The sequence below is a fragment of the Streptomyces sp. cmx-4-9 genome, from assembly GCF_046548835.1.
GTDB lineage: Bacteria > Actinomycetota > Actinomycetes > Streptomycetales > Streptomycetaceae > Streptomyces.
Window position 1 is genome coordinate 69,294 of record NZ_JAEBEE010000007.1, and the last position, 22,729, is coordinate 92,022.

16 protein-coding genes and 1 pseudogene are annotated in these 22,729 nt (G+C 74.6%); 11 read left to right on the forward strand and 6 right to left on the reverse strand.

Features of this window, described 5'->3' with window-relative positions; genetic code table 11:
• The first annotated feature begins 24 nt into the window (after window positions 1–24).
• The 4 genes from ACLJTM_RS22005 to ACLJTM_RS22020 all read left to right on the forward strand — a co-directional run bounded on the left by ACLJTM_RS22005 (window position 25) and on the right by ACLJTM_RS22020 (window position 5,698).
• Window positions 25–324: a YtxH domain-containing protein gene (locus ACLJTM_RS22005; protein ID WP_411105387.1), complete on the forward strand. Its 300-nt coding sequence runs from the start codon at window positions 25–27 to the stop codon at window positions 322–324.
• 113 nt (window positions 325–437) lie between these two features.
• Complete coding sequence (locus ACLJTM_RS22010) at window positions 438–1,886, forward strand: FGGY family carbohydrate kinase (RefSeq protein WP_411105388.1); 1,449 nt, start codon at window positions 438–440, stop codon at window positions 1,884–1,886.
• Window positions 1,887–2,045: 159 nt separating this feature from the next.
• Window positions 2,046–3,779, forward strand: coding sequence for an ABC transporter ATP-binding protein (locus tag ACLJTM_RS22015; protein ID WP_411105389.1), 1,734 nt, complete (start codon window positions 2,046–2,048; stop codon window positions 3,777–3,779).
• Complete coding sequence (locus ACLJTM_RS22020) at window positions 3,776–5,698, forward strand: ABC transporter ATP-binding protein (protein WP_411105390.1); 1,923 nt, start codon at window positions 3,776–3,778, stop codon at window positions 5,696–5,698. The genes ACLJTM_RS22015 and ACLJTM_RS22020 overlap by 4 nt, the downstream gene beginning before the upstream one ends.
• A 66-nt stretch (window positions 5,699–5,764) precedes the next feature.
• Here the strand turns inward: ACLJTM_RS22020 and ACLJTM_RS22025 are convergent, their stop codons facing one another.
• The 3 genes from ACLJTM_RS22025 to ACLJTM_RS22035 all read right to left on the reverse strand — a co-directional run bounded on the left by ACLJTM_RS22025 (window position 5,765) and on the right by ACLJTM_RS22035 (window position 10,487).
• Entirely contained in the window at window positions 5,765–6,850 is a 1,086-nt protein-coding gene (locus tag ACLJTM_RS22025; RefSeq protein ID WP_411105391.1) for an RNA polymerase sigma factor, read from the reverse strand.
• A 579-nt stretch (window positions 6,851–7,429) separates the two neighbouring features.
• Entirely contained in the window at window positions 7,430–9,520 is a 2,091-nt protein-coding gene (locus tag ACLJTM_RS22030; protein ID WP_411105392.1) for a molybdopterin oxidoreductase family protein, read from the reverse strand.
• Window positions 9,521–9,725: 205 nt separating this feature from the next.
• Window positions 9,726–10,487 (reverse strand): vancomycin high temperature exclusion protein, encoded by a 762-nt coding sequence (locus tag ACLJTM_RS22035; protein ID WP_411105786.1) that lies wholly within the window; start codon window positions 10,485–10,487, stop codon window positions 9,726–9,728.
• Between the two features lie 182 nt (window positions 10,488–10,669).
• On the opposite strand from ACLJTM_RS22035, the pseudogene ACLJTM_RS22040 reads away from it, so the two are divergent.
• The 4 genes and pseudogenes from ACLJTM_RS22040 to dnaG all read left to right on the forward strand — a co-directional run bounded on the left by ACLJTM_RS22040 (window position 10,670) and on the right by dnaG (window position 16,311).
• A pseudogene (locus ACLJTM_RS22040) lies at window positions 10,670–11,604 on the forward strand (sirohydrochlorin chelatase).
• 56 nt (window positions 11,605–11,660) lie between these two features.
• Entirely contained in the window at window positions 11,661–13,010 is a 1,350-nt protein-coding gene (locus tag ACLJTM_RS22045) for a deoxyguanosinetriphosphate triphosphohydrolase (protein WP_411105393.1), read from the forward strand.
• A 93-nt stretch (window positions 13,011–13,103) separates the two neighbouring features.
• A complete protein-coding gene (locus ACLJTM_RS22050) occupies window positions 13,104–14,378 on the forward strand; it encodes an NAD(P)/FAD-dependent oxidoreductase (protein WP_411105394.1) in 1,275 nt (424 codons plus the stop codon).
• Window positions 14,379–14,412: 34 nt separating this feature from the next.
• Window positions 14,413–16,311 (forward strand): DNA primase, encoded by a 1,899-nt coding sequence (gene dnaG, locus ACLJTM_RS22055; RefSeq protein ID WP_411105395.1) that lies wholly within the window; start codon window positions 14,413–14,415, stop codon window positions 16,309–16,311.
• A 34-nt stretch (window positions 16,312–16,345) separates the two neighbouring features.
• On the opposite strand, the gene ACLJTM_RS22060 is transcribed toward dnaG, so the two are convergent.
• A complete protein-coding gene (locus ACLJTM_RS22060) occupies window positions 16,346–16,792 on the reverse strand; it encodes a gamma-glutamylcyclotransferase family protein (RefSeq protein WP_411105396.1) in 447 nt (148 codons plus the stop codon).
• 334 nt (window positions 16,793–17,126) lie between these two features.
• Here ACLJTM_RS22060 and ACLJTM_RS22065 point away from each other — a divergent pair, with 334 nt between their 5' ends.
• Together ACLJTM_RS22065 and ACLJTM_RS22070 are read left to right on the forward strand one after the other, a co-directional pair.
• Window positions 17,127–17,672: a hypothetical protein gene (locus ACLJTM_RS22065; protein WP_411105397.1), complete on the forward strand. Its 546-nt coding sequence runs from the start codon at window positions 17,127–17,129 to the stop codon at window positions 17,670–17,672.
• Between the two features lie 129 nt (window positions 17,673–17,801).
• Entirely contained in the window at window positions 17,802–18,494 is a 693-nt protein-coding gene (locus tag ACLJTM_RS22070) for a class F sortase (protein ID WP_411105398.1), read from the forward strand.
• 59 nt (window positions 18,495–18,553) lie between these two features.
• Here ACLJTM_RS22070 and ACLJTM_RS22075 read toward each other — a convergent pair whose 3' ends face one another.
• Together ACLJTM_RS22075 and ACLJTM_RS22080 are read right to left on the reverse strand one after the other, a co-directional pair.
• Entirely contained in the window at window positions 18,554–19,330 is a 777-nt protein-coding gene (locus ACLJTM_RS22075; RefSeq protein WP_411105399.1) for a sulfite exporter TauE/SafE family protein, read from the reverse strand.
• A 649-nt stretch (window positions 19,331–19,979) separates the two neighbouring features.
• Complete coding sequence (locus ACLJTM_RS22080; protein WP_411105400.1) at window positions 19,980–21,275, reverse strand: ferric reductase-like transmembrane domain-containing protein; 1,296 nt, start codon at window positions 21,273–21,275, stop codon at window positions 19,980–19,982.
• Between the two features lie 157 nt (window positions 21,276–21,432).
• Between ACLJTM_RS22080 and ACLJTM_RS22085 the strand changes: the two genes are divergently transcribed.
• Window positions 21,433–22,728 (forward strand): NAD(P)/FAD-dependent oxidoreductase, encoded by a 1,296-nt coding sequence (locus ACLJTM_RS22085; protein ID WP_411105401.1) that lies wholly within the window; start codon window positions 21,433–21,435, stop codon window positions 22,726–22,728.
• The last annotated feature ends 1 nt before the right edge of the window (window position 22,729 follow it).

A 22,729-nucleotide genomic window follows, 5' to 3' on the forward strand; every position in this document is an offset into this window, starting at 1 on the left:
ACCACACGACGAAGGGTGACAGGCATGCGGTACAAGGTCGCGTTCACGGTCGGACTGGCCCTCGGGTACGTGCTCGGGACCCGGGCCGGACGCGAGCGCTACGAGCAGCTGAAGAAGTCGGCTCGCGAGTTCGCGCAGAACCCGGCGGTGCGCAACGCCGCCGAAACCGCCGGACAGAACGGGCGCGTCTACGCCGGGAAGGCCTTCGCCGCGGTGAGCGAGAAGGTCGGCGACGCGGTGCCGGCTTCGTTCTCCGAGCGGGTGCGCGGGCTGCGCGGCCGGACGGGCGGCGGCGAGGACGAGTGGGGCACCACCAACACCTGACGGCATGACGGCGGGCTCCGCGCAGTCCGCGGCACTCGGAGCCCCCGGGACCCGCGAGGTCCCGGGGGCTCCGGGGCGGTGCGTCCGGGCCCGCGTGCGGCAGAATCCTCCGTATGGGGATAGTCGCCGGGCTGGACAGTTCTTCCGCCTTCACTCGCATCGTCGTCTGTGACACCGAGACGGGCGCCGTGCTGCGCCAGGGCTACGCGCCCCATCCGCAGCCAGCCGGCGAACCCTCCGGCGCGCACCCCCACGAGACCGACCCGCAGGCGTGGCTGCTCTCCCTCGGCGAGGCCGCCGGCGGCGGGCTCCTCGAAGGGGTCCAGGCCATCGGCGTCTCGGCGCAGCAGCACGGTCTGCTCCCCCTGGACGCGCAGGGCGCGCTGGTCCGGCCGGCCCTGGTCGGCAACGACAAGCGCGGCCAGGTCGCCGCCGCCGACCTTGTGGACGCGCTCGGCGGCCGGGGCGCCTGGGCGGAGGCGGTGGGCTCGGTCCCGCACGCGGCGCAGCCGATCGCCAAGCTGGCCTGGCTGGCCCGCACCGAACCGGAGGCCGCCCGCCGGGTGGCCGTCCTGATGTCCCCGCACGACTGGCTGGTCTGGCAGCTGCTGGGCCGGCCCGTGAGGCGGACCACCGACCGCGGCGGAGCCTCCGGCACCGGGTACTGGTCGGCGGCCACCGGCACCTGGCGGCCCGACCTGGTCGAGCTGGCGCTCGGGCACCAGGCGCTGCTGCCGGAGGTGCTCGGTCCGGCCGATGCCGCCGGGACCACCCCCGAGGGGCTGCTGATCTCCGCGGGCACCGGGGAGACGATGGCCGCCGCGCTCGGGCTGGGTGTCGGCCCCGGGGACGCGGTGGTCTCGCTGGGTGCCTCCGGTTCCGTGATGGCCGTGCACCACGAGGCGCTGTCGGAGCCGGGCGGACTGATCACCTCGCTGGCCGACGCGGGCGGCATGCACCTGCCCGTGGTGAACACCTCCAATGCCGTACGGGCGCTGCGCGGCACGGCCGAGCTGCTGGGCACCGACCTGGAGGGGCTGTCCGACCTGGCCCTGAAGTCGACGCCGGGGGCGCACGGCCTCGTGCTGCTGCCGTACCTGGAGGGTGAGCGGACGCCGAACCTGCCGCACACCGCCGGGACCCTCTCGGGGCTGCGCCGGGACTCCATGAAGCCGGAGCACCTGGCGCGGGCCGCCTTCGAGGGCATGCTGTGCGGGCTGGTGGACGCACTCGACGTGCTGCGCTCGCGCGGGGTCGGCATCCGCCGGGTGTTCCTGCTCGGCGCGGCGGCCGGGCTGCCCGCCGTGCAGGCGGCGGCGCCGGGGCTGTTCGGGACGCAGATCGTGGTGCCGGAGCCGGCCGACTACGCGGCGCTGGGCGCGGCGCGGCAGGCCGCGTGGGCGCTGGGGGCGCAGCGGGGCACGCTGTCCCCGCACACCCCGCCGGTCTGGCCGGCGCCCGCGGCGCAGGTGTTCGAGCCGGGCGAGGAGTTCGCGGCGTGGCAGGCGGTCCGCCAGCAGTACGTGGCCACGCGCGAGGAGATCCACCCCGGGGCCTTCTGACCTGGGCCCCCTCTCGCCGGCGGGCCGGGGGACGTAGGACTCCGGTTGCCCGGGGCTACTCCTTTTGACCTGCCTTTGCGAAATCCGGTGGGGATCAGGCGTCCGTGTGGCCCAAGATGGAGGGACCCCCCCCTCGATCTTGCCGACCGGAGCCTGCGCGTGCTCATACGACTTCTGCGGACCCACCTGGCTCCGTACCGCAAAGCCATCGGGCTGCTGGTCCTGCTGCAGCTGCTGCAGACCAGCGCGACCCTCTACCTGCCGACGCTGAACGCGGACATCATCGACAGGGGCGTGGTCAACGGCGACACCGGCTACATCCTGCGCTTCGGCACCCTGATGCTCGGCGTCTCCCTCGTCCAGCTCGTCTGCAATGCGGGGGCCGTCTACTACGGGGCCCGGACGGCGGCGGCGCTGGGCCGGGACGTGCGGGCCGGGGTCTTCGACCGGGTGCAGAGCTTCTCCGCCCGCGAGCTGGGGCAGTTCGGGGCCCCGTCGCTGATCACCCGGACGACGAACGACGTCCAGCAGGTCCAGATGCTCGTGCTGATGTCGTTCACGCTGATGGTCGCCGCGCCGATCATGTGCGTCGGCGGGATCGCCATGGCGCTCTCGCTGGACGTGCAGCTGTCCGGCGTACTGCTGGCCGTGGTCCCCGTCCTCGGCGTCTCCGTCGGCGCGATCGTCTACCGGACCCGTCCGCTGTTCCGGCAGATGCAGGAGCGCCTGGACACCGTGAACCGGGTGCTGCGCGAGCAGATCACCGGCAACCGGGTGATCCGCGCCTTCGTCCGCGACGCCTACGAGCGGGACCGCTTCGAGAAGGCCAACGCCGACCTGACGGGTGTCTCGCTGGCCACCGGCAAGCTGCTCGCCCTGATGTTCCCCACCGTGATCCTGGTCGTGAACATCTCCAGCGTCGCCGTCATCTGGTTCGGGGCGATGCGCGTCGACAGCGGCAGCATGGAGATCGGACAGCTGACGGCTTTCCTGGCCTACCTGATGCAGATCGTCATGTCCGTGATGATGGCCACCTTCATGTTCATGATGGTGCCGCGCGCCGAGGTCTGCGCCGAGCGCATCCAGGAGGTCCTGGACACCGAGTCCAGTGTGGTCCCGCCCGCCGACCCGGTGCGCGAGCTGCCGTTCAGCGGCCGGCTGGAGCTGCGCGGCGCCGACTTCCGCTATCCGGGAGCCGAGGCGCCGGTGCTGCGCGGGGTGGACCTGGTGGCCCGCCCCGGCGAGACGACCGCCGTGATCGGCTCGACCGGCAGCGGCAAGTCCACCCTTCTCGGGCTGGTGCCGCGCCTGTTCGACGCGACCGGCGGCGAGGTGCTGGTCGACGGCCAGGACGTCCGCCGCATCGATCCGGAGCTGCTGGCCAGGACGGTCGGCATGGTGCCGCAGAAGCCGTACCTGTTCTCCGGGACGGTGGCCTCCAACCTGCGCTACGGCCGGCCTGAGGCGACCGACGAGGAGCTGTGGCAGGCCCTGGAGGTGGCCCAGGCCAAGGAGTTCGTGTCCCTGCTGGAGGGCGGTCTGGACGCCCCGGTCTCCCAGGGCGGGACGAACGTCTCCGGTGGCCAGCGCCAACGCCTGGCGATCGCCCGGACGCTGGTGCAGCGACCCGAGATCTACCTCTTCGACGACTCCTTCTCCGCCCTGGACTACGCGACGGACGCGGCGCTGCGCGCGGCGCTCGCGCGGGAGACCCGGGACGCGACCGTGGTGATCGTCGCCCAGCGCGTGTCCACCATCCGCGACGCCGACCGGATCGTCGTCCTGGACGAGGGCCGGGTCGTCGGCGTGGGCCGGCACCACGAGCTGATGGACGGCAACGAGACCTACCGGGAGATCGTGCTCTCCCAGCTGACGGAGGCGGAGGCCGCATGAGCGGGCCCGGAGGACGGATGATGACGGGGCCGGCCCAACGGTCCCTGGACTTCAAGGGCTCGGGCAAGCGGCTGCTGGGGCAGCTCGCGCAGGACCGGCTCAAGCTGTGGGGCATGATCGCCGCCGTCTTCGGCAGCGTCGCCTTCAGCGTGATCGGCCCCAAGATCCTCGGCCGGGCCACCGACCTGGTCTTCGCGGGGATCGTGGGCCGGGCGATGCCGGCCGGCCTCACCAAGCAGCAGGCGCTGGAGCGGCTGCGCGCCGACGGCAAGGGCGGCATGGCGGACATGCTGGCCGGTACGGACTTCACCCCCGGCGAGGGCATCGACTTCGGTGCGGTCGGGACCGTGGCCGTGTGGGCCCTGGTGGTCTTCACCCTGGCGGGTCTGCTGATGCTGGTCGCGACACGGCTGTCGAACCACGTCATGAACGGCACCGTCTACCGGATGCGCGAGGAGCTGCAGGCGAAGCTGTCGCGGCTGCCGCTGTCGTACTTCGACCAGCAGAAGCGCGGCGAGGTGCTCAGCCGCGCCACCAACGACATCGACAACATCGGGCAGACGCTCCAGCAGACGATGGGGCAGCTGCTGAACTCGCTGCTGACGATCGTCGGCGTGCTGGCGATGATGTTCTGGATCTCGCCGCTGCTCGCGCTGGTCGCCCTGGTGACCGTGCCGGCCTCGGTGTTCGTCGCGGCGAAGATCGGCAAGAAGTCGCAGCCGCACTTCGTGGCGCAGTGGAAGAGCACCGGCACCCTGAACGCCCACATCGAGGAGATGTACTCGGGCCACACGGTGGTCAAGGTGTTCGGGCGGCAGAAGGAGTCCGCGGAGCTTTTCGCCGAGCAGAACGAGGCCCTGTTCAGGGCCTCGTTCAGGGCGCAGCTCGTCAGCGGGTTCATGCAGCCGGTGATGGCCTTCCTGTCGAACATCAACTACGTGCTGGTGGCGGTCGTCGGCGGTCTGCGGGTCGCCTCCGGCACCCTGTCGATCGGTGACGTGCAGGCCTTCATCCAGTACTCGCGCCAGTTCTCGATGCCGCTGACGCAGGTGGCCTCGATGGCGAACCTGGTGCAGTCCGGCGTCGCCTCGGCGGAGCGGGTGTACGAGCTGCTGGACGCCCCGGAGCAGGAGCCGGACGCCGAGGTCTCGCAGCGCCCCGAGCGGGTGCGCGGCCGGGTCACGCTCGACAAGGTGGCCTTCCGCTACGCGCCGGACAAGCCGCTCATCGAGAACCTGTCGCTGGACGTCCAGCCGGGCCAGACGGTCGCAATCGTCGGCCCGACGGGCGCGGGCAAGACCACCCTGGTCAATCTGCTGATGCGGTTCTACGAGGTCACGGGCGGCGAGATCGCCCTGGACGGGGTGGACATCGCGAAGATGACGCGCGAGGAGCTGCGCGGCGACATCGGCATGGTCCTCCAGGACACCTGGCTGTTCGGCGGGACGATCGCGGAGAACATCGCGTACGGCGCCTCGCGCGAGGTCACCCGCTCCGAGATCGAGGAGGCGGCGAGGGCGGCCCACGCGGACCGCTTCGTCCGCACCCTGCCGGACGGCTACGACACCGTGCTCGACGACGAGGGCGCGGGGGTCAGCGCGGGCGAGAAGCAGTTGATCACGATCGCCCGGGCGTTCCTGTCGGACCCGGTGATCCTGGTCCTCGACGAGGCGACGAGCTCGGTGGACACCCGTACCGAGGTCCTGATCCAGAAGGCGATGGCCCGCCTGGCGCACGGCCGGACGTCCTTCGTGATCGCGCACCGGCTCTCCACGATCCGCGACGCGGACGTGATCCTGGTCATGGAGAGCGGTTCGATCGTGGAACAGGGCACGCACGGGGAGCTGCTGGAGTCCGGCGGCGCCTACGCCCGCCTGTACGCGGCGCAGTTCGCCCAGGCGGTCGCCGAGGTCGACTAGCGCGGTGACCGGGCTGACGGCACGGACCGGGGCGTCCCGCGGTGGAGTGCGGGGCGCCCCCCGGCGTCAGTCCAGGTAGCCCCGGAGCTGGTCGGCGAAGGCGTGGTCCCGCAGCTTGTTGAGGGTCTTCGACTCGATCTGCCGGATCCGCTCCCGGGTCACGCCGAAGATCCGCCCGATCTCCTCCAGGGTGCGGGGGCGCCCGTCGGCGAGCCCGTACCGGAGCTGGACCACCTTGCGCTCCCGCTCCCCCAGGGTGGAGAGCACTGCTTCCAGGTGCTCGCGCAGCAGGAAGAAGGCCGCGGACTCCACGGGGGACGCGGCGTCCCCGTCCTCGATCAGGTCGCCGAGGGCGACGTCGTCCTCCTCGCCGACGGGGGCGTGCAGCGAGACCGGCTCCTGGGCGAGGCGCAGGACCTCCATGACCCGCTCGGGGGTCAACTCCAGGTGGACGGCGACCTCTTCGGCGGTGGGCTCGTACCCGCGCTCCTGGAGCATGCGGCGCTGGACGCGGACGACCCGGTTGATCAGCTCGACGACGTGGACGGGGACGCGGATGGTCCGGGCCTGGTCGGCGAGGGCCCGGGACATGGCCTGGCGGATCCACCAGGTGGCGTAGGTGGAGAACTTGTACCCGCGGGCGTAGTCGAACTTCTCGACGGCCCGGATCAGTCCGAGGTTGCCCTCCTGCACCAGGTCGAGCATGGTGAGCCCGCGGCCCACGTACCGCTTCGCGACGGACACGACCAGGCGCAGGTTCGACTCGATGAGGCGGCGCTTGGCCATCCGGCCCATGACGACGAGCTTGTCGAGGTCCAGGGCGAGCCGCGAGTCCAGGTCGGGGGTGCCGGCGAGCTTCTCCTCGGCGAACAGGCCGGCTTCCACGCGCCGCGCGAGGTCCACCTCCTCCTCCGCGGTGAGCAGCGGGATCCTGCCTATCTCGCGGAGGTACTGCCGGAAGAGATCCGCGGAGGGGCCCGCTCCGCCGCTGTCGCCGGTGCGCCTGCGCTGTACGGGCACCTGCTCGGCGAGTTCCGGCACCTCGGGTCCGGGCTCGGGCTCTTCGTCCACGGCTTCGGCCTCTGTCCCGGCCTCTGCGGCCTCCGAGGACTCGCTCACGGTCTCGTTCACGGTCAGGGTCTCGGTCTGCACGGGGGCGGCCTCCAGGGCTCCGAGGACGGGGGCACCGCATTCTCAGTGTGGGGTACGACACATCGCGGCCACGAGGGGCGTGCGACCACTTTCTGGGTCCGGTGCGTGACCGGATGGTTACCCGCCGGGCAGAACCCCGATGCGGATCGGACGCATGTCCGAGAGGGCCGGCGCCGTGGCCGAGGACGGGGCCCGCGAGACGGCGCGCTGCGCGGACCCGGGGACGCCGGCCGGGCTCCGGGCGGACGATCGCGGGCAGCCCGGGGGGCCGGGGGGTCCGGCGGAGTCGGGCCGAGCGCCTGCGCCGCGGGGCACGGGGACCGGGGGCGCTGACCGCCCGGGGTGGGTGAAGTGGCGCACCCGCAGCGGGCGTTCGACCCGGTACTCAGGCACTCCGGGGCAGGCCTGCCGGCCCGTGGTCGCGGCGGGCGGCGACCCCGGGCTGCGGCTGCGCCGGTGGGAGGCGCGGCGGCGGCCGGCCGGTGCCCACGCCGCCCGGCCGGCCGCGGCGCAGGCGCCCGCCTTCGAGGGGTGGGACGCGGCGCCGGTCCGGGAGGCGGGGGCTCGTCCGGGCCTTTCTCAGGCCGGTTCCACGCGGACTGCGCACACCTTGAACTCGGGCATGCGGGAGACGGGGTCGAGGGCCGGGTTGGTGAGGGTGTTGGCCCGGCCTTCGCCGGGCCAGTGGAAGGGCATGAAGACGGTGTCGGCGCGGATGGTGTCCGTGATCCGGGCCGGGGCCACCGCGCGGCCGCGGCGGGAGACGACCGCCAGGGGGCTGCCGTCGACCGCGCCGATGCGGGCGGCGAGCCGCGGGTGGAGTTCCCCGAAGGGGCCGGGCGCCGCCGCGTTGAGCTCCTCCACCCGGCGGGTCTGCGCCCCGGACTGGTACTGGGCGACGACCCGGCCGGTGGTGAGCAGCACGGGGTATTCGGCGTCAGGGACCTCCGCGGAGTCCCGGTGGGAGACCGGCACGAAGCGGGCCCGGCCGTCAGGGGTGGCGAAGGCGTCGAGGAAGAGGCGCGGGGTGCCGCCGGGTTCGGCCGTCTCCTCGGAACAGGGCCAGAACACGCCCTGTTCGGCGGCGATGCGCGCGTAGGAGATGCCCGAGTAGTCCGCGGGACCGCCGGCCGAGGCGCGGCGCAGTTCCCCGAAGACCTCCTCGGGATCGGTGGGGAAGCCCTTCTCGATGCCCAGCCGGACGGCCAGGCCGTGCAGGACCTCCAGGTCGGTGCGGACGCCCGGCGGCGGGGTGAGGGCGCGGCGGCGCAGCAGGACGCGGCCCTCCAGGTTGGTGGTGGTGCCCGTCTCCTCCGCCCACTGCGTCACGGGAAGGACCACGTCGGCGAGGGCGGCCGTCTCGGAGAGCACCACGTCGGCCACCGCGAGGAAGTCGAGCGAGCGGATCCGGTCCTCGATGTGCGCGGCGCGGGGCGCGGACACCACCGGGTTGGACCCCATCAGCAGCAGGGCCCGGACGTCGCCGCCGAGGGCGTCGAGGAGTTCGTACGCGCTGCGGCCCGGGCCGGGCAGGGAGTCGGGGTCGACGCCCCAGACCCCGGCGACGTGCGCGCGGGCCGCCGGGTCGGTCAGCTTGCGGTAGCCGGGGAGCTGGTCGGCCTTCTGGCCGTGCTCGCGGCCGCCCTGGCCGTTGCCCTGGCCGGTGAGGCAGCCGTAGCCGGACAGTGGGCGGCCGGCCCGGCCGGTGGCCAGGCACAGGTTGATCCAGGCGCCCACGGTGTCGGTGCCCTTGGACTGCTGCTCGGGGCCGCGGGCGGTGAGGACCATGGCCGAGGACGGTGCGCAGAACAGCTCGACCGCCTCGCGCAGCCGGGGCACGGGGATGCCGGTGATGCGCTCGACGAGCTCCGGCCAGTGGGCCATGGCGGCCGCCCGCGCCTCCTCCCAGCCGGTGGTGCGGGACGCGATGAACTCCTCGTCCGTGCGGCCTTCCGCCACGGCCAGGTGCATCATGCCGAGGGCGAGCGCCAGATCGGTGCCGGGGCGGGGCGCGAGGTGGAGGTCGGCCTGTTCGGCGGTGCGGGTGCGGCGGGGGTCGATGACGATCAGGGTGCCGCCGTTGGCCTTGAGTTCGGTGAGGTAGCGCAGGGCGGGCGGCATGGTCTCGGCGAGGTTCGAGCCGACGAGGATGACGCAGCCGGTCCGGGGGATGTCCTCCAGGGGGAAGGGCAGTCCCCGGTCGAGCCCGAAGGCCCGCTGGTGGGCGGCGGCGGCCGAGGACATGCAGAAGCGGCCGTTGTAGTCGATCTGCGAGGTGCGCAGGGCGACCCGGGCGAACTTGCCGAGGGCGTAGGCCTTCTCGTTGGTGAGGCCGCCGCCGCCGAAGACCCCGACGGCGTCCGGGCCGTGCTCGCGGCCCGTACGGGCCAGGCCCGCGGCGACCGTGTCGAGGGCCTCCTCCCAGGTGGCCGGTTCGAGCCGCCCGGCGTGGGTGCGGATGAGCGGCTCGGTCAGGCGCACCCGGGAGGAGAGCACGGCGGGGGCGGTGCGGCCCTTGCCGCACAGCGCGCCCCGGTTCACGGGGAAGTCCGCGCGCTCCTCCACCGTCACGGTGCTGCCGTCGGGCCCGGGGCGCAGGCCCATCCCGCACTGCAGGGCGCAGTAGGGGCAGTGCGTGGCGGTGGCGGCGGGGGCTTCCTGGGTGTGCATGCCCCCACGCTCCGCCGCCGGTGTTACACCCGCCGCCGCCCCGCGTTACGGTCCGGGGTGTTCACCCTCATCCGCGGCCGGGGCCGGCGGTGAGGCCGGGTGCCCGGTCACCGGCGCCCGCCAGGTATTCCACCGCCGGGGTGGTCGCCCGCACCGGCCTGGATGGCCCGCAGCAGCGGGATCGCGGTCGTTCGGCTGGGCGGCGTCAGTCCGCCGGGGCGGCCAGTGCGCGCGACACCCCCTCCTCCTTGGGGCCCAGGAACCGCGGCGCGGGCCGGAAGGCCGCGTCCACCGCCGCCTTGCCCGCCGCGAAGACCTCGCGGGCCCCGCCGTAGTACCAGGTGGCGTCGTGCACATCGGCGACCCCGATGCCGTACGACTCCACGCCCGCCGCCTGGCACAGGGCGACGGCCCTGCGTATGTGGAACCCCTGGCTGACCAGCAGGGCTCGGTCGACCCCGAAGATCTGTCTGGCCCGGACGCAGGAGTCCCAGGTGTCGAAGCCCGCGTAGTCGCTGACAATCCGGCCGTCGGGTACGCCCGCCCCGGTGAGGTAGGTGCGCATCGCGTCCGGCTCGTCGTACTCCGTGCGGCTGTTGTCGCCCGTGACGAGCACGACCTTGACCTTGCCGGTGCGGTACAGCTCGGCGGCGGCGTCGAGCCGGTCGGCCAGGTACGGCGTGGGCCGCCCGTGCCACAGGCCCGCTCCGAAGACCACGGCCACCTCGGCCGCGGGCGCGTCCGCCGTGGTCCGCAGCCGGTCCGACGCCGCCGCGTGCGTCCACGCCGACGGCAGCAGGGCCAGCACGCAGCCCGCCATCACGGCCTGCACGGCCCGCCGCCTGCCCCGCACGGACCGCAGACTCCGCAACGGCCCCGCCGCCCGGCCCGCCAAGACCGCCCGGCCCGCCAAGACCACCCGACCCGGCCGACCCGCCCGGCCCATCCGGCCCGTCCACTTCGGCATCCTCACGGCTCCCCCTCGTGTCCCGCACCTCACCCGTCGTTCGTACGGATGGACGAACCACCCCCGGCCCCCAGTTCCGCCTCCCCCACCTTTCACCCGTACGAATGAGCGAGTGAGCACCCGGTAAACACCCGTCACCCCGCCGCAACGCCCAGGCAACCTGGGGGGCGCAGGATCAGTCCATGACGGAGCCGGTGCACCCGCCTGAAGCCCTGTCCCTCCCCCACCTCCCCCTTCTCCCCCTTCTCCCCGCCCTCCCCCACCTCCCCCTCGACACCACGGCCGAGCTGCTGACCCGGTTCACCGCCCAGCTCGGCACGCAGCTCAGCGCGGTGCGCCCGCCCCGGGCCCGCCCCGCGCTCGTCCCAGGAGCCGCCCCATGCACCCCACCCTCGTCGCCGTGGCCCACGGCAGCCGCGACCCGCTCGCCCTGCCCGCCGCCCTGGCCCTCCTGGAAGCGGTCCGCGAGCTCCGCCCCCGGCTCGACGTACGGCTCGGACACCTGGAGCTGAACCTCCCGCTGCTGCCGGACACCCTGCGCGCCACCTCCGGTGCGGCGGTCCTCGTGCCGCTGCTGCTGGGCCGCGGCCACCACGTCAAACGCGACCTGCCGGCGGCCGCCGCCCGGGCCGCCCACCTCGACACGGCGGTCGCCGCCCCGCTCGGCCCGCACCCGCTGCTCGTCGAGGCCCTGTACGAACGGCTGCTGGAGGCGGGCTGGAGCCGAGGCCGCGGAGGGGGCCGGGACGGGGCGGGAGCCGTGGTCCTGGCCGCCGCCGGGTCCCGCGACCCGGACGCTGCGGCCGACACCCGCCGTACGGCCGCCCTGCTCTCGGAACGCCTCGGCGGGGTGCCCGTCGTCCCCGCCTACGCGTCCGCCGCCGGCCCCACCGTCGCCGAGGCGGTCCGGGCGTTGGCCGCCCGCGGACACCACCGGGCCGCGGTCGCCTCGTACTTCGTCGCTCCCGGCCGGTTCGCCGCCCAGTGCGCCGCCGCCGCGTCCGGCCCGGCCGCCGCCCCGCTCGGCGCGCACCCGGCGCTGGCCCGCCTGGTGCTCCAGCGCTACGACGAGGCCCTGGCCGCCCGCCGTACCCGGCGGGAACTGGCCACCGCCTGAGCAGCGTGTTCGTTCGGATTGCTCGGATTGTCGGTGCTTGCGGTTAACGTCGGGGCATGGAAGGCACGCAAGGCACCGCCCCCGTCCACGGATCCGCAGCAGACCCCTCCGGCACCGGCCTGCCGTACGAACCGGCCGACGTCGAGCGCTGGTCGCCCGAACCGGACAAGCGGCCGGGGCGCACCGCCTTCCAGCGCGACCGGGCCCGCGTCCTGCACTCCGCTGCCCTGCGCCGCCTCGCCGGCAAGACGCAGGTCGTCGCGCCCGGCTCCCGCAGCCACGACTGGGACGCGAGCCCGCGCACCCGCCTGACCCACTCCCTGGAGTGCGCGCAGGTCGGGCGGGAGCTCGGCGCGGCCCTCGGCTGCGATCCCGACCTGGTCGAGGCCGCCTGCCTGTCGCACGACATGGGCCACCCGCCCTTCGGCCACAACGGCGAGGAAGCGCTCAACGAGTTCGCCGAGGACTGCGGCGGCTTCGAGGGCAACGCCCAGTCCCTGCGCCTGCTGACGCGGCTGGAGCCCAAGCGGTTCGTGCCCGATCCCGCGACGGGCGGGCTGGTCAGCGTCGGCCTCAACCTGACGCGTGCCTGCCTGGACGCCGCCACCAAGTACCCCTGGGCCCGCGGGGAGCACCCCACCGACCCCGGCTCGGTGAAGTTCGGGGCGTACGAGGACGACCTGCCCGTCTTCGCCTGGCTGCGCCGCGGGGCGCCCGCGGACCGCAAGTGCTTCGAGGCCCAGGTCATGGACTGGGCCGACGACGTGGCGTACTCCGTGCACGACTTCGAGGACGGGCTGCACGCCGGTCACCTGGATCCCAACCTGCTGTTCTCCGAGCCCGAGCGGGCCGAGATCTGGCGGGTGGCCATCGGCCGCTACGTGCCGTCGGACACCGGGGCCGAGGAACTGCGCACGGCCCTGGACCGGTTGATGGAACAGGAGTGGTGGCCGCACGGGTACGACGGCTCGGCCGTCGCGCAGGCCCGGCTGAAGGACGCGACCAGCCAGCTGATCGGCCGGTTCTGCCTGGCCGCCGAGGGGGCGACCCGCGAGGCCTACGGGTCCGGGCGGCTGACCCGGTACGGCGCCGAACTGGTGGTCCCTCGCGAGGCGCGCCTCGAATGCGCCGTGCTCAAGGCCGTCGCCGACCTGTACGTGATACAGCGCGACGAGCAGGAGCGGATCCGGGCGGACCAGCGCATCGTCCTGGCCGAACTCGCCGAGGCGTTGAGCGCCCGCGCACCGGAAGGGCTGGACCCCCAGTTCCGGGCGGCCTTCGACGCCGCCGGGGACGACCGGGCCAGAAAACGGGCGGTCGTCGACCAGATCGCGTGCCTGACCGACGCATCGGCCCGGTCCCTGCACGCACGCCTCACCCGGCGCACCCGACGCGCCGAAGGGTGAGCCGATCGGGCCACTGCCCCTTCACGCGGCAGGCTCAGTGCGGGACGCTCGCATGTGGTCGCATGTGGCGCAGAGGTTATGAGGAGGCATCAGGTGGTCGACGCACACCGGACTTTCGTCATCGTCGGCGCGGGGCTTGCCGGGGCCAAGGCAGCCGAGACGCTGCGGTCCGAGGGCTTCACGGGGCGGGTGATCCTGATCGGCGACGAACGCGACCACCCCTATGAACGGCCGCCGCTGTCCAAGGGCTACCTGATGGGCAAGGAGGACCGGGACAGCGTCTTCGTCCACGAGCCCTCCTGGTACGCGCGCTCCGACATCGAGCTGCACCTGGGCCAGCCGGCCGTGCAGCTGGACCGGGACGCCAAGAAGGTGGTCCTCGGCGACGGCACGGCCCTGCACTACGACAAGCTGCTGCTGGCCACGGGCGCCGAACCGCACCGCCTGGACGTCCCCGGCACGGGGCTGGCCGGGGTGCACCACCTGCGGCGGCTCGCCCACGCCGAGCGGCTGCGCGGGGTACTGGCCGGCCTCGGCCGGGACAACGGCCACCTGCTGATCGCGGGCGCCGGGTGGATCGGGCTGGAGGTGGCCGCGGCGGCCCGCGGGTACGGCGCCGAGGTCACCGTGGTCGAGCCGGAGGCCACCCCGCTGCACGCGGTCCTCGGCCCGGAGATCGGCCGGCTCTTCGCGGACCTGCACGCCGACCACGGGGTGCGGTTCCACTTCGGGGCGCGGCTGACCGAGATCGTGGGCCACGACGGCATGGTGCTGGCCGCCCGGACCGACGACGGCGAGGAGCACCCGGCGCACGCGGTGCTGGCGGCGATCGGGGCCGCGCCGCGGACCGCGCTCGCCGAGACCTCCGGGCTGGCCCTGGTGGACCGGGAGCACGGGGGCGGGATCGCGGTGGACGCCTCGCTGCGCACCTCCGACCCGGACGTGTTCGCGGTGGGGGACGTGGCCGCCGCCCACCACCCGGTGCTGGGGGAACGCCTGCGGGTGGAGCACTGGGCGAATGCCCTGAACGGCGGTCCGGCCGCGGCGCGGGCGATGCTGGGGCAGCACGTCGCGTACGACCGGGTGCCGTACTTCTTCTCCGACCAGTACGACGTGGGCCTGGAGTACTCGGGCTACGCCCCGCCCGGCGGCTACGACCAGGTGCTGATCCGCGGGGACCTGGGGAAGCGGGAGTTCGTCGCCTTCTGGCTGTCCGAGGGGCGGGTGCTGGCCGGAATGAACGTGAATGTGTGGGACGTCACAGGGCACATTCAGGCCTTGATCAGGTCCAAGGCTCCGGTGGACCGCGAGGCTCTGGCGGACCCGTCCGTTCCGCTTGAATCGCTGATCACGGCGGAGGGTGCCTGACCGATCCGTCCGCGCCCGGCCGTAGACTTCACGGGTGGCAGGACGGATCAATGACGACGACGTGAAGGCGGTACGGGACGCGGTCCCGATCGACGCCGTCGTCTCCGACTACCTCCAGCTGCGCAACGCGGGCGGCGGCAACCTCAAGGGCCTGTGCCCCTTCCACGACGAGAAGTCCCCGTCCTTCCAGGTCAGCCCGAGCAAGGGGCTCTACCACTGCTTCGGCTGCCAGGCCGGCGGGGACACCCTCGACTTCATCATGAAGATCGACCACCTCTCCTTCTCGGAGGCGGTCGAACGCCTGGCCGGCCAGGCCGGCATCACCCTGCGGTACGAGGAGGGCGGCTACACCGCCGGTACCAGCGGGCGCGGCGAGCGCATCCGGCTGGTCGAGGCGCACAAGGCCGCGGCGCAGTTCTACATCGAGCAGCTCGACGGCCCCGAGGCCGAGATCGGCCGCACGTTCCTGGCCGAACGCGGCTTCGACCAGGCGGCGGCCGCCCACTTCAGCGTGGGCTACAGCCCCGCCGGCTGGGACCACCTGACCCGCTTCCTGCGCGGCCGGGGCTTCAGCGACAAGGAGCTGATCACCTCCGGGCTCGCCCAGGACAGCCGCAGCGGCAAGCCCATCGACCGCTTCCGCGGCCGGCTGATGTGGCCGATCCGCGACATCAGCGGAGAGGTCGTCGGCTTCGGCGCGCGCAAGCTGCGCGAGGACGACAACGGCCCCAAGTACCTGAACACCCCCGAGACCGCGATCTACAAGAAGTCCCAGGTGCTGTACGGCATCGACCTGGCGAAGAAGGAGATCGCGAAGACCTCGCGCGCCGTCGTGGTCGAGGGCTACACGGACGTGATGGCCTGCCACCTCGCCGGGGTGACCACCGCCATCGCCACCTGCGGCACCGCCTTCGGCGGGGACCACATCAAGATCCTGCGCCGGCTGCTGATGGACAACGCCACCGCCGAAGTGATCTTCACCTTCGACGGTGACGCGGCCGGACAGAAGGCCGCCCTGCGCGCTTTCGAGGACGACCAGAAGTTCGCCGCCGAGACCTCCATCACCATCGCCCCGGGCGGGATGGACCCCTGCGACCTGCGGCTCGCCCAGGGCGACGCGGCCGTCTCGGGGCTGGTGGAAGCCCGTACCCCGCTGTTCGAGTTCGCGCTGCGGCACATCGTGGCCCGGCACAACCTGGAGAACCCGGCGGGGCGGGCCGCCGCACTGGCGGAGGCCGCGCCGGTCGTCGCGAGCATCAAGGACCTCTCGATCCAGCACGAGTCGGCGGTCCAGCTGGCGGGGATGCTGGGCATCCTCGACGAGCAGTTCGTCGTCAAGCGGGTCGCGCAGCTGGCGCGGTGGGCCCGGGAGCGCGGCAACCAGCCGCAGCCGCAGCGCCGGGGCCGTCCCGAGCAGCCGGCCGCCCCGGCTGCGGCCCCGGTCGGCGGCGGGCCCGCGCTGAACCTGCGCAGCCCCGCCCACCGCACCGAGCGCGAGCTGCTGAAGCTGGCGCTGCAGCGGCCCGCGCTGGTCTCCCCCGCCTTCGATGCGTACGGGATCGACGAGTTCACCGCCCCGCCCTACGCCGCGGTCCGCCAGGCCATCCAGGACGCGGGCGGCGCCTCGCAGGCCGGGGACGACTACCTGGCCCGGGTCCGCGAGGCCGCGCCGAACGACACCGTCCGGGCGATGGTCACGGAGCTGGCGGTCGAGGCCATCCACGCCAAGACGGTGGACGAGATCTACGCCGGGGTCCAGTTGGTCCAGGTCCGCCTGCGTGCCGTCGACCGCCGGGTCCTGGAGATCCAGGGCACCCTGACCCGCCTGAGCCCGCAGGCCCCGCCGGAGCAGCACGCGGCGGTCCAGGAGGAGCTGTGGGTCCTCCAGCAGTACGGCCGCCGCCTGCGCAACCGCGGCGCCGAAGGCCTCTAGAGGCGGCCTGGCCCGGCCCGCCGCACGGGATGAGCTAGCTCCGCCCCAGCCAGTCGCCGCCCGGTATCTCCCGGCCCGAGGAGCGCAGTTCGCGGGCGAGGAGGGCCGAGGCCAGGTAGACCCAGGCCAGTACGCGGGTCCCGTCGGGGCGCAGCACCTCGCGGGCGGTGCGGTCGTAGACGTTCCCGGGGCGGCCCGGGCCCTCGTACTCCTCCAGGAGGTCCAGGGCGGCCAGCAGGTCGCCGTAGCCCTCCGGGTCGGCGGTGACCAGCTCGCCGACGATGCCGGGGCCGGGGCGGTGGACCGCGTACGGGTAGCCGGGGCCGTCGTAGAGCGCCGCGTCCGGGAGCACGGCGGGTTCCTGTGCAGCCGTGCGGCCGCGCAGGAACAGCTCGTGGTTGACCTCCCCCGGGCGCAGCGTCCCGTAGACGAAGAAGGGGAGCTGCCCGCTCCCGTCCGATGGCCGAACGACCGGTGCCACGATGCCCTCCTACGGGTACGACGGCTGCGGCCCGGCGCCGCCGGACCGTGCGCGGAGCGGGACGGAGGTCCCGACTTCCGCCGCGTGCCCCACCGTACGCACCGCCGGGCCGGGGCTGACGCTCGCGCCCGGCCGGGCGGAGGTGATCGGCGCCCGCGTCACCCGTCACCCGGACGGCGAGGTCCGCCGTAATCACCCGCGCACCCGGCCTGACCTGCGCAGACTGCCCGGCCGGCGGGCCCCGTCGGCCTGAGCTGACGGTGTCTCAGCAGGCGGGCGTCCCCGGCGGCGGGTTACCTCGGGAACACGACCCCGTGTCCCCAGGAGAACTCCCATGCGCCGACGCACCGCCCACGCGCTCACCGCCACCGCGCTGACGGTCGCCGCGTTCACCGGCCCGGTCGCCGGTGCGGTGGCCGCCGCCGAACTCGGCACGGCGAGCTTCGCGGCACCCGGTGACTTCTCCCCGCTGGAGGTGTGGCCGAAATCCGCCGCCCCCGGCGCCACCGTCACCGTGAACACCACGGCCTGCGGCCACGGCAGCCACGCCGACGGCGATGCCAGCACGGTGGGCGGGGGCCGCTTCAAGCTGGCCCCGGGGACGCACAAGGACGTGGTGGTGGGGCAGTTCCAGGTCTCCCCCAGCGCCCGCGCGGGCACCTACGGCATCGGCGCGACCTGCGCCGACGGCAAGTTCGCCACCGGCGACCTGGTCGTGACCGAACGGGGCCCGCAGGGCCACGTCCACACCGGGGTGGGCGGTGGCATGACCACCACCGCCGACCCCGCCAAGATCGCGGCGGGAGCGGCAGTGCTGGCCGCCACCGCCGTCGGCGGTACCTGGCTCATGCGTCGCCGGGCGAGCGGCACGCGGAGCTGACGGACGCCCACCGCGGCTTCGGCCGCGGTCCGACCGGTACCGTCCCCCGTCGCCCGTCCCGCGAGGTCCCCCCGTTCGCGGGGCGGGCGACGGCCAGTCACCCCGAATCGACAGCCGAGGGGGTTGCGCATGGGTCGCGAAGTCCGAGCCGTCCGGGGCGGTCCCGGGGCCCGTCCGGGCCGCACCGTCCGGAGCGGGCGCAGGCCCACCGCCCGTCATGCCGGCCTCCTCGTCCTGGCCGCCTGTGTCGGCGTCTGGCTCGTCGACACCGGCTCCCACGAGCCCGTCGGACCGCCCCTGCCCTCGGCCGCTGAGGCGCTGGCCGCCGCCGGGGCCGACCCTGCGGGAGCGGGCATCGCCCCGCTGCCCGGCTCCCCGCCCACCCGCATCCGGATCCCGTCCATCCGGGTCGACGCCCCGCTGGTGGGCCTCGGCCTGGAACCGGGCGGCAGCCTGGAAGTGCCCCCGCCCGCACGGCGCGACCTGGCCGGCTGGTACCGCGAGGGCACCACCCCGGGCGCCGCCGGGACGGCCGTGGTCGCGGGGCACGTGGACCATGCCACCGGGCCGGCGGTCTTCTACCGCCTGGGTGCGCTGCGCCGCGGGGCCGCGGTCGAGGTGCCGCGCGCGGACGGGCGGACGGCGGTGTTCACCGTGCACGCGGTCGAGGTGTACGACGCCCGGGCCTTCCCCGACTCCCGCGTGTACGGGCCCTCGCGGCGGGCGGAGCTGCGGATCATCACCTGCGGGGGCGGATTCTCGCCCCGCACCGGCTACCGGGGCAACGTGGTGGTCTTCGCCCACCTGACCGGGACGTACTGAGGCCCGCCCCGGGGAGCTCCCCGTCCGGGCCCGGCCCCTCCGTCCGGGACGGGCCCGACTCAGCCCCACTGCTCGAAGCCGAGCTTCACCACCAGGGCGCCCACCACCGTGAGCAGTACGCCGCGGACGAAGCCGCTGCCCTTCTTCAGGGCCATGCGGGCCCCGACCATGGCGCCGGCCAGGTTGAACACCGCCATCAGCGCGGCCAGCTGCCACAGCACCATGCCCTGGTAGGCGAACATCGCCAGGGCCCCGGCGTTCGTGCACACGTTGACGATCTTGGCGGTGGCGGAGGCGGTGACCAGGTCGAGGTGGAGCAGCGCGGTGAGCGCGAGCACCAGGAAGGTGCCGGTGCCCGGCCCGATGAGGCCGTCGTAGAAGCCGATGCCGAGCCCGGCCAGGGCGATGGCGAGCAGCACCCGGCGGCGGCTGACGGGCGAGGCGGCCGGGGCGGCGCCGAAGGCGGGCCGGAAGAGCACGAAGCCGGCCACGACCACGAGCACCACCATGATCAGCGGGCGGAGCGCGTCCTTGCTGATGCCTCCGGCGAGCGCGGCGCCGCCCATCGACCCGGCGAGCGCGGCGGCGCCGATGCGGACGGCCAGCTTCACGTCCACCGGGGCCTTGCGCAGGTACGTGACGGCGGCGCCGCCGGTGCCGACGATGGCCACGGCCTTGTTGGTGCCGAGGACCGTGGCGGGGTGGGCGTTCGGCAGGCCGAGCAGCAGGGCGGGCAGGAGCAGCAGGCCGCCGCCGCCCACCACCGCGTCGATCCAGCCGGCCGCCGCGGCGGCCACGCACAGCACGATGATCATGGTTGTCGATATGTCAGGCACGTCCTGACCCTATGGACCTGATGCGCGCAGCGGCCGTCAGGGGCCGGAAACTTGCGCAAAGGTTGAGCTTTGCCCGGCGGGAGCCCGGTCGGGAGCCACCGGGGCGGCCGGTTCCGCGACTGCCGTCAGCGCGCTCGCGGCCAGCACGCTCGCCAGCCCCAGCCCCGCGGCCAGCCGCCGTGCGGGCGGTACGGCGGCCAGCGCGGCGCGCGCGGCGTGCCGCGGCTGCCAGGGGGAGGGTCTGCGGTGCCGGGCCGCGGCGGGGGCCGGACGGTCCGGGCCGGGCGCGGGCACGGGCGCGGGCATGGGCATGGGCATGGGCGCGGGCACGGGCATGGACAAGGGGACGTGCAGCGGGTGACGCATGGCGCGGTGACCTCTCGGACGCGGACAGACCGGGCGGAGACCCGGGCGGGCCTGGCGGACGGGCCCGGCGGACGGGCCCGGCGGACGGGCCCGGCGGACGGACCCGGGCGGGCCGGGTGGACGGACCCGGCGAACGGACCGGGCGGGCCGGGTGGACGGGCCCGGTGTACGGACCCGGCGGACGGGCTGGCGGACGGACCCGGCGGACGGACCCGGGCGGGCCCGGTGGACGGGCCGGGTGGACGGGCGCGGGCCCCGGCGGCTCGGGGACAGGGACTGGGGCTCAGAAGGTGAAGCACTCGCAGTGGATGCGCCCCGCCGGGACCCCGGCCCGCAGCAGCGCCGAGCGGGTGGCCTCGGTCATCCCCGGCGGGCCGCACAGGTACACGTCGTGCTCGGCCAGGTCCGGGACCAGCGCGGCGAGCGCCAGCGGGGCGAGCGGGTCCCAGGCGCCGCCCGAGGGCCCGAGCAGGTAGTGCAGCCCGGCCTGCCGCTCGGCGGCGATGGCCTCCAGCTCGGCCCGCAGGACGAGCTGTTCCTCGGCCCCGGCCCGGTAGAGCAGGGTGAGGTCGCCGGGTCCGCCGGGCAGCGTCTCGAACAGGGCCCGCAGCGGGGTGATGCCGACCCCGCCCGCAATCAGCAGCACCTTCGGCCGCGTGCGGCGGGCGGCGGTGAGCGCCCCGAACGGGCCGGTGGCCAGCACCCGGGTGCCGGGACGCAGCCGGCGGATGCGGCGGGAGTGCCCGCCCAGCCCCTTGACGGTGATCCGGAGGGTGTCCCCGCGGACCGGCGCCGACAGGGAGAACGGCAGAGCCGTGTGCCACAGCCGCCGCTGCAGGAACCGCCAGCGCAGGAACTGGCCCGGCTCCGCCCGGAGTTCCGCGAGGTGCTGCCCGTGCATCACCACGGAGACCGTCCCGGGCCCCTCGGCCCTGACCTCCGCCACCCGCAGGGCGTGCCGCAGGGCCTGGCGTACGGGGACCACCGCGCGGTACCAGAGCAGCAGGACCGCGACCACGCTGTGGGCAAGGGCCCAGAACCAGGCGGCCGGAGCGAGGTCGGGGCCGACGAGCTGGTGGCCGAAGGCCAGGGCGGCGGCGAGGTAGACCAGCAGGTGCACCCCGCGCCAGGTCTCGTGGGAGACCCGGCGGCGCACCGCACGGGCGGAGCTCGCGCCGACCGCGGCGAGCAGCACGGTGCCCAGTGCGGCGGCGGCCAGCGCCGGGTAGCCGAGGAGCCCGCGGCCCGCCGAGACCAGGTCGAGCCCCTGGTGTACGGCGTATCCGAGCAGGGCGAACAGCCCGTGGCCGAAGCACAGGAGCAGCACGTACCGGCCGCCCAGGGCGTGCCAGCGGGCCAGCCGGCCGGCGCCGACGCCGTGCTCGACGGCGGGCACCCGGGCCATCAGGAACAGCAGGACCAGCACCCCGTACCCGGCGAGCAGGCCGGTGAGGTGGGCGGCCGTGGCGAACAGGGCGTCGGGCCGGGCGGACGGGCGGACCTGCGCCGCCCACAGCAGGGACACCGCCCCCGCCCCGCCCAGCATCCCGCCCCTGACCCGCCCCGCCACGTCTCGCATACGGGTCACGCTAAGGGCCGCCGGGGCAGCGGGGACGGTGCTTAAGGCGGCCTTGAGGAAGGCCTCACCGAGCCTTAACCACCGCGCTGAGGTGGGCGTTCCGCCCGGGTAACACGGGCGGTGCGGAGGGGAAACAGCAGCCGCGCACGCTCGGGGCATGACCTCGGACCAGCGTGTGGTGGTGATCGGCGGCGGCCTCGCGGGCCTGCGGCTCGCGCGGAGACTCGCCGCGCAGGCCGGCACCTCGGTGACGGTCCTCGGCGAGGAGCCGTACGCGCCGTACAACCGCGTCCTCCTCGCGGAGGTCCTGGCGGGCCGGTACGCACCGGAGGTGATCGCCCTGCCGGAGCCCGGCCCGGTGCTGCGCCGCGGTGTCCGGGCGGTGCGGATCGACCGCGCCGAGCGGGCCGTGCGCTGCGACGACGGCACGGTGGAGGCGTACGACACGCTGGTGCTGGCCACCGGGTCCAACCCGGTCCTGCCGCCGCTGCGCGGCCTCTTCGCCCCGGGGGGACGGGACCTGCCGGCCGGGGTGCACGCCTTCCGCACCATGGACGACTGCCTGGCACTGTCGGCGGCGGTGCGGCCCGGCGTGCGGGCGGTGGTGATCGGCGGCGGCCTGCTCGGCGTCTCGGCGGCCCGCGCCCTGGCCGAACGCGGCGCGCAGGTGGTGCTGGCCCAGCAGGGCGAGCGGCTGATGGAGCGCCAGCTGGACGCGGACGCCTCCGCCCTGCTGCACGCGCACCTGTGCGCGCTGGGGCTGGAGATCCACACGGAGTGCCGGGTCCGCGGCCTGACCACGGCGCAGCCGCCGGCGCGGCCCCCGCACCGGCGGGTCCGGGCCGAGCCGGGGAAGCCGCGGGACGACGGCGGGGACCGGAGGGTCACCGGCGTCGAGTTCGCGGACGGGTACCGGCTGGACGCCGACCTCGTCGTGCTGGCCTGCGGGGTGCGCCCCCGCACCGGTCTGGCCTCGGCCGCCGGGCTGGAGGTGCGCACCGGGATCGTGGTCGACGACCGGCTGCGCACCTCCGACCCCGACGTGCACGCCGTCGGCGACTGCGCCGAGCACGCGGGCCGGGTGTACGGCCTGGCCGGTCCCGCCCTGGAGCAGGCCGACGCGCTCGCCGGGCTCCTGTCCGGCCCGGGGACCCCGTACACCGGCACCCGCGCCCTGACCCGCCTGACCCTCGGCTGCGCCGGGGGCGGCCCGCTGGACCTCGCCGCCTTCGGCGAGACCACCCCGCTCCCCGGGGACGACGTGCTGCGCCTGTCCGACGCCACCCGCCGGACCTACCGGAAGGTTGTCGTCCGCGGCGACCGCCTCGTCGGCGGCGTGCTGCTCGGCGAACTCTCCACCGTGGGGGCCCTCGCCCGCACCTGGGACGACGATGCCCGGCTGCCCGAGACCGCCGACCTGTTCCACCTGCTCACCGACGACGGAGGCCACTGAC

Bases quoted from the DNA above. Each gene is read 5' to 3' on its own strand.
- ACLJTM_RS22070 (WP_411105398.1), top strand. From the start codon at position 17,802: ATGGGTCGCGAAGTCCGAGCCGTCCGGGGCGGTCCCGGGGCCCGTCCG.
- ACLJTM_RS22005 (WP_411105387.1), top strand. From the start codon at position 25: ATGCGGTACAAGGTCGCGTTCACGGTCGGACTGGCCCTCGGGTACGTG.
- ACLJTM_RS22010 (WP_411105388.1), top strand. From the start codon at position 438: ATGGGGATAGTCGCCGGGCTGGACAGTTCTTCCGCCTTCACTCGCATC.
- ACLJTM_RS22080 (WP_411105400.1), bottom strand. From the start codon at position 21,275: ATGCGAGACGTGGCGGGGCGGGTCAGGGGCGGGATGCTGGGCGGGGCG.
- ACLJTM_RS22085 (WP_411105401.1), top strand. From the start codon at position 21,433: ATGACCTCGGACCAGCGTGTGGTGGTGATCGGCGGCGGCCTCGCGGGC.
- ACLJTM_RS22035 (WP_411105786.1), bottom strand. From the start codon at position 10,487: ATGCCGAAGTGGACGGGCCGGATGGGCCGGGCGGGTCGGCCGGGTCGG.
- ACLJTM_RS22065 (WP_411105397.1), top strand. From the start codon at position 17,127: ATGCGCCGACGCACCGCCCACGCGCTCACCGCCACCGCGCTGACGGTC.
- ACLJTM_RS22045 (WP_411105393.1), top strand. From the start codon at position 11,661: ATGGAAGGCACGCAAGGCACCGCCCCCGTCCACGGATCCGCAGCAGAC.
- ACLJTM_RS22030 (WP_411105392.1), bottom strand. From the start codon at position 9,520: ATGCACACCCAGGAAGCCCCCGCCGCCACCGCCACGCACTGCCCCTAC.
- ACLJTM_RS22020 (WP_411105390.1), top strand. From the start codon at position 3,776: ATGAGCGGGCCCGGAGGACGGATGATGACGGGGCCGGCCCAACGGTCC.